The sequence below is a fragment of the Protofrankia sp. CiT1 genome (assembly GCF_917627335.1).
Lineage (GTDB): Bacteria > Actinomycetota > Actinomycetes > Frankiales > Frankiaceae > Protofrankia.
In genome coordinates this window covers 49,271-55,001 of sequence record NZ_CAKJTP010000014.1, presented here as the reverse complement: position 1 = coordinate 55,001, position 5,731 = coordinate 49,271, and the positions used below count along the sequence as shown (strand labels likewise).

At 70.6% G+C, this 5,731-nt stretch carries 6 protein-coding genes and 1 pseudogene; 4 read left to right on the top strand and 3 right to left on the bottom strand.

What is annotated here, in order from left to right; genetic code table 11:
* Positions 1-339: pseudogene (locus MJ785_RS04525) on the bottom strand (2-phospho-L-lactate guanylyltransferase); the annotation flags it as partial.
* 360 nt (positions 340-699) lie between these two features.
* On the opposite strand from MJ785_RS04525, the gene MJ785_RS04520 reads away from it, so the two are divergent.
* Both MJ785_RS04520 and MJ785_RS04515 read left to right on the top strand, forming a co-directional pair.
* Positions 700-1,722: an NAD(P)H-dependent glycerol-3-phosphate dehydrogenase gene (locus MJ785_RS04520; protein WP_239310349.1), complete on the top strand. Its 1,023-nt coding sequence runs from the start codon at positions 700-702 to the stop codon at positions 1,720-1,722.
* A gap of 92 nt (positions 1,723-1,814) precedes the next feature.
* A complete protein-coding gene (locus tag MJ785_RS04515; protein WP_239310348.1) occupies positions 1,815-2,975 on the top strand; it encodes a D-alanine--D-alanine ligase family protein in 1,161 nt (386 codons plus the stop codon).
* 13 nt (positions 2,976-2,988) lie between these two features.
* Here the strand turns inward: MJ785_RS04515 and MJ785_RS04510 are convergent, their stop codons facing one another.
* A complete protein-coding gene (locus tag MJ785_RS04510) occupies positions 2,989-3,471 on the bottom strand; it encodes a DUF3515 family protein (protein WP_239310347.1) in 483 nt (160 codons plus the stop codon).
* A gap of 118 nt (positions 3,472-3,589) precedes the next feature.
* Complete coding sequence (locus MJ785_RS04505; RefSeq protein WP_239310346.1) at positions 3,590-3,823, bottom strand: Lrp/AsnC family transcriptional regulator; 234 nt, start codon at positions 3,821-3,823, stop codon at positions 3,590-3,592.
* Here MJ785_RS04505 and MJ785_RS04500 point away from each other — a divergent pair.
* Together MJ785_RS04500 and thiD are read left to right on the top strand one after the other, a co-directional pair.
* Positions 3,815-4,903 carry a thiamine-phosphate kinase gene (locus MJ785_RS04500; protein ID WP_370652866.1) on the top strand — a complete coding sequence of 363 codons (1,089 nt, stop codon included), beginning with the start codon at positions 3,815-3,817 and terminating at the stop codon, positions 4,901-4,903. The two genes, MJ785_RS04505 and MJ785_RS04500, sit on opposite strands and share 9 nt — an antisense overlap.
* A gap of 22 nt (positions 4,904-4,925) precedes the next feature.
* A partial coding sequence (gene thiD, locus MJ785_RS04495) for a bifunctional hydroxymethylpyrimidine kinase/phosphomethylpyrimidine kinase (protein WP_370651598.1) occupies positions 4,926-5,731 on the top strand: 806 nt, incomplete at its 3' end.

Genomic DNA, 5,731 nt, shown 5'->3' with positions numbered 1-5,731 from the left:
GGGCCAGCGCCGCGCGGCCTCGGCCGCACCGTGTGTCAACGCCGCGTTGAGGCCGGTGCCCGGCAGGTCGGGGATGACGACCACCCGAGCGTCGGTGGAGCGCTGGCTCGCGGCGTTCCCCGCCGCGCCCCGGGCCGTATCCGACGTGTCCGCCATACCCACCATGCCCGCCCGCGCCGTGCGGTCGCTGGTCACGACGACGACGGCCACCACCACATCGGCATCGATCTCCCTGGCCGCGGCCACGGTGTCCTGGGCCATCGCGAGTGCGAGGGCCGCGCGCTCGGGATGGGCGAGCCGGCTCTTGGCCGCGGCCAAGAGCTTGACTGGCACAACCATCACCCAGGCCGGCCCAACCATCATGTCCTGAGTGGCGCGGGTGTCACGTCCCGACCTTATGGCATTCGTCGCGGCCGGGCCGTGGGCGCGGGCGTCCCTTGCTGGCTGTTGCGATTGCTATCGCATAGTAATATTCTGGTTGCCATCTGTTCATTATCCGGTCAGCGCTGAGACACGATCGGACACGATCAGCAGCCTTCTCGACAGGCTTCAGGTAGCTGAGCGAGACTCCTGCGACGTGAGGCCAGCTGAACAACCCGGTGCCCGGATCACCTTGGCGACGGTCGTCGCCATCCGGCGCCCGGTTCAGCCGCGCCGCGGCGGGCTCGGGGGCGGACGTCCGGCTGGCAGGCGATCCGGGTGACGAGAGCGGCTGTGCTGAGCGCCGGATCCTGGGGAACGGTCTTCGCCAAGGTACTCGCGGACGCCGGCGCCGGGGTTACCCTGCTGGCGCGTGAGCCCGACATCGTGCGCGCGGTGAACCACTCGCACGTCAACCCTCGCTATCTGCCCGAACTCACGTTGCCTGACCAGGTCAGCGCCACGGGCGAGGCCGCGGAGGCGCTCCGCGAGGCCGATCTGGTCGTACTGGCGGTGCCGTCCCAGGCCCTGCGCGGATGCCTGACGCGCTGGGCCCCGCTTGTCCCGCCGGCCGCGGTCTACGTGAGTCTGATCAAAGGTATCGAAATCGCGTCCTGCCGTCGGATGAGCGAGGTCGTCAGGGAGGTCACCGGCGCGGGCCCGGAGCGGATCGCGGTGGTCAGCGGTCCGAACCTGGCGGGCGAAATCGCTGCCGAGCAGCCGGCGGCCACCGTCGTGGCGAGCGCCTGTGAACAGACGGCCAGCGACCTGCAGGCAGCGTGCTGGACGTCCTATCTTCGTCCGTACACCAACTCTGACCTGGTTGGCTGTGAGCTCGCCGGCACTGTCAAGAACGTGATCGCGCTGGCCGCCGGCATGCTCGAGGGGATGGGGTTTGGTACCAACACGGTCGCCTCCCTGATCACCCGAGGGCTTGCCGAGACGACCCGGCTCGGCGCGGCCATGGGCGCCGACCCGCTGACGTTTGCCGGCCTCGCCGGCCTGGGGGATCTTGTCGCTACCTGCTCGTCGCCGCTGTCGCGCAACCGCGCCTTCGGTGAGAAGCTCGGCCGGGGCATGACGTTGGCCACGGCTAACGCTCAACAGGTCCAGGTCGCCGAGGGCGTCCGCTCCTGCGGCCCCGTCTTGGCGCTGGCCCGGTCGCTGGGCGTGGCGATGCCGATCACTGAGCAGGTGGAGCGGGTCATCTACGAAGGTCTCGCTCCGATAGACGCGGTCAAGGAGCTGATGACCCGCGAGCCAGGCCATGAGCATCGTGAGCATCGTGGACCCGTCGCCTGAACCACCGCTGCCGGCGGCCGTCGCCGCGGTATGGGCTTCTCCGTGACGTCGACCGCACGGTGGTGTGACCGACGATCGGTTAGGGTCCGGTCATGCCCGGTACCCCGCGCAGGATCCGGATCGCCGTCATCTACGGCGGGCGCAGCACCGAACACGCGATCTCGTGCGTGTCCGCCGGAAGCGTGCTTAGCGCCTTGGACCAACGACGTTACGAGGTCGTGGCCATCGGTATCACCCCGGATGGCCGGTGGGTGCTCGGCTCGGGCGATCCGGCGCCACTCGAGATCCGTGCCGGTGTGCTGCCCAGCGTCGACCACACGGGGACGCCGGTGGCGCTGCCGGGCGATCCGACCGCCGGTGGCCTGAGGGCTCTCGGCCCGGTGCGGACCGGGCCCGGATCCGGGGATGCCGGCCTTGACGGGGCCGGGCTTGACGAGGCCGGCTTTGACAAGGCCGGGCTCGGTGCGGTCGACGTGGTGTTCCCGCTGTTGCACGGGCCTTTCGGCGAGGACGGCACCGTGCAGGGGCTACTGGAGATGGCCGGTGTGCCCTACGTCGGTTCTGGAGTGTTCGCCAGCGCCGCGGCCATGGACAAACAGCACATGAAGACCCTGCTCGCGGCCGCGCAGCTGCCGGTGGCGCCCTTCGTGGTGCTGCGCGGGGGGCAGGGCCTCACCGCGTCCGACCGGCAACGGCTGGGGCTGCCCGTGTTCGTCAAACCGGCCCGAGGTGGTTCCAGCATCGGCATCAGCCGGGTGGATGCGTGGGACGAGCTTGAGACCGCGTTGAAGGCCGCCCGCGCGGTCGACCCGAAAGTGCTTGTCGAAGCTGCCGTCGTCGGCCGTGAGATCGAGTGTGGGGTGCTGGAGAGCCTGTCCGGCCGCGAGCCGGAGGCGAGCGTCCCGGCTGAGGTGACGGTGACCTCCTCAGCGGGGTTCTACGATTTCGAGGCCAAGTACCTGTCGGACGCGGTCCGGCTCGATGTTCCGGCGAACATCCCCGGCGAGGCCGCGGCCAGAATTCGTGATCTTTCCGTGCGGGCGTTCAACGCGCTGGACTGCGCCTGCCTCGCGCGAGTGGATATGTTCTGGTGCCCGGACGGTTCCATTGTCGTCAACGAGGTCAACACCATGCCCGGGTTCACCCCGACCTCGATGTTCCCCCGGATGTGGGGGGCGACCGGCCTGGACTACCCGGCGCTGGTGGACCGGCTGATCGCACTCGCGGTGCGCCGCGGCACCGGGCTGCGCTGAGACCGCGGTGGGGTCAGGCGACCGTCGGTCTGGTGGTGTCGCGGACAGGACCGGCAAGCGTGACCAGAACATCGAACGCCTGCACCGACGCGGGCAGGATGACCACCACCTGGGGGCGTCTGGTCGGCGTGGAGTAACGGACGCTGGCACCACGCTCCTCGGCGAACCAGCCGACGTCGTCGACAACTGAGAGGGTCACGTCCGGGCGGTAGGCCGCGGCGGCCCCGGGGACCCCACACGACAGCACCGTGGGGGGGGAGCCCCAGGCGGCGACGAACGGTGACGCCGGTCTGACCTCGCGGCGGCCGAGGCCCGCACCCAGGGAGGAGGGCAGCGCCGCGATGAGTCTCAGACAGGCCGACCGTTCGTCGCCGGCCGGGCTGGGCGCCAGGTTGACCGTGACCGGACCTGGAGATCCCGCGCAGGATGTGATGAGAATCATGGTGGTAAGGACGATGGCCCGCGCGACGGCCGGGATCGAGATCCTGGCCATCATGCGAGCGGCGCGTGTTCGTCGAACAGGGGTGCCCGAGCCTGCCGGCCGTGCCACCCCGAGGTACCGGTTCGGGCCTCCGGCAGCGCGAAGAGTCATGATCGCACCGCCGTCGGCCGGGTCAGAAGTGAACCACCGGACACGTCAGAGTCCGGGTGATGCCATCGACTGCCTGCACCCGTGACATGACCAGTTTTCCCAGCTCATCGACGCTGGCCGCCGCAGCGCGCACGATCACGTCGTAAGGGCCGGTGACGTCTTCTGCCTGGGTGACTCCGGGGATCTGTTCGATCTCCTTGGCCACCGAGGAGGACTTGCCAACCTCAGTTTGGATGAGGATGTACGCGTGGACCACAGACGCTCCCTCGTCGCATGCCGACAACCCGTCTCGCAGAACAACGGGCCGACAGAAGGTAACAGGCAATCGGCTCCGGTGAGTGTGTCCGACGCCGGGGAATTTGCTCTGATCGCCCGGGTGGTGACCCGGTTGAGGTCACCTGGGCCACCCGCGGGTCCCGGTGACGACGCTGCAGTGGTCCCCGCACCTTCTGGTGATGTGATTGCTACCACAGACCTGTTGGTCGAGGGGCGCCACTTCCGTTTCGACTGGTCCTCTCCGTACGACGTGGGGCGCAAGGCCGCCGCGCAGAGCCTCGCGGATGTGGCGGCCATGGGAGCCACGCCCACCGCCTTGCTGATCGGCCTGGCCTGCCCGTCGGCCACGCCCATAGAGATCGTCGACGGCGTGGCCGACGGTCTGCGCGACGAGTGTGCGCTGGTCGGCGCGACCATCGTCGGCGGTGACATGGTCAGCGCGAGCGAGATCTGCCTGGCGGTGACCGCGCTGGGCGATCTGGCGGGGTGTGCCCCGCTGACGCGGGCCGGAGCGCGGCCGGGGGAATCGGTCGTGCTCGCCGGCACGGTGGGCCGCTCGGCGGCCGGCCTCGACCTGCTGCTCGCCGGTGTGCGGGACGGGCCGCTGGTGGCCGCCCACCGCCGTCCGTCGCCACCGTATGCGGCCGGGCCAGCCCTGGCACGGGCGGGCGCGAGTTCGTTGGTGGATGTCAGCGACGGGCTGCTCGCCGATCTCGGGCATGTGGCCACCGCGTCCGGGGTCGTGTTCGAGGTGGACGTGGCCGCTCTGAGCGCCCTCGTTCCCGGCGTTGGCGTGCGGCACCTGCTTACCGGCGGTGAGGACCACGGCTTGGTCGGGACGCTGCCGGCGGGCGCGGCCGTGCCGGCCGGCGTGGCGGTGATCGGCCGGGTGCTCCCGGCCGGTTCGTCCCGGCCCGGTGAACCGGCCGGGAGCACCCGGGCCGGGGTGCGGCTTGTCGGTGACGACATCCCGCCGGACCTGCGCGACCCGCAGTTGGACGGCTTGGCCGCCAGCGACGCCACGGGCACACCACGTGGCTGGGATCACTTCCGCCGCTGAACCGGCCGGGTCCAGCCGTAGCGTGGTGTTTGTGGCCCCGCCTCGAGCGCTGACGATCGCCGGATCCGACTCCGGCGGCGGTGCCGGCGTCCAAGCCGACCTGAAGACCATGTTGGCCCTCGGCGTCCACGGGATGACCGCTCTGGCCGCGGTGACGGCGCAGAACTCCCTGGGGGTACGCGGGGTGTGGGAGCTGCCCGCTGACGCCGTCGCCGCGCAGATCCGGGCCGTTGTGGACGACATCGGTGTCGACGCGGTCAAGACCGGGATGCTGCCGTCGCCGTGGATCGTGGCGGCGGTGGCGGCCGAGCTGACCGATCTGGCTGATGCGGGCGTCCCGGTCGTGGTCGATCCGGTCGGGGTGTCCAAACACGGCGATCCGCTGCTCGCCCCTGAGGCTGTCGAGACCGTCCGGACACGGCTGCTGCCGCTGGCGACCGTGGTGACCCCGAATCTGGACGAGGTGAGGCTGCTCACCGGCGTCGCTGTGCGCGACGAGGAGGACATGCCGGATGCGGCTCGGGCGATGCTCGCCCTCGGATCCCGCTGGGTGCTGGTGAAAGGCGGTCATCTGCGCGGCGACGCGGTGGACCTGCTCACCGACGGCAGGCGGACGGTCCTGCTCCGGGCGCCGCGGCACGACAACCGGCACACGCACGGCACCGGCTGCACCCTCGCGTCCGCGGTCACGGCGTTTCTGGCCCGTGGGATGGAGGTGCCCGACGCGGTGCGGGCGGCCAAGGAGTACGTCACCGGTGCGCTGGCAGCCGGCTTCGCGCTTGGCGCCGGCATCGGCCCGGTCGACCACGCCTGGCGGTGGCGGAACGC

What these genes read in the sequence shown, in the direction of transcription:
- MJ785_RS04515 (WP_239310348.1), top strand. Translation starts at nt 1,815, where the DNA reads ATGCCCGGTACCCCGCGCAGGATCCGGATCGCCGTCATCTACGGCGGG.
- MJ785_RS04510 (WP_239310347.1), bottom strand. Translation starts at nt 3,471, where the DNA reads ATGATGGCCAGGATCTCGATCCCGGCCGTCGCGCGGGCCATCGTCCTT.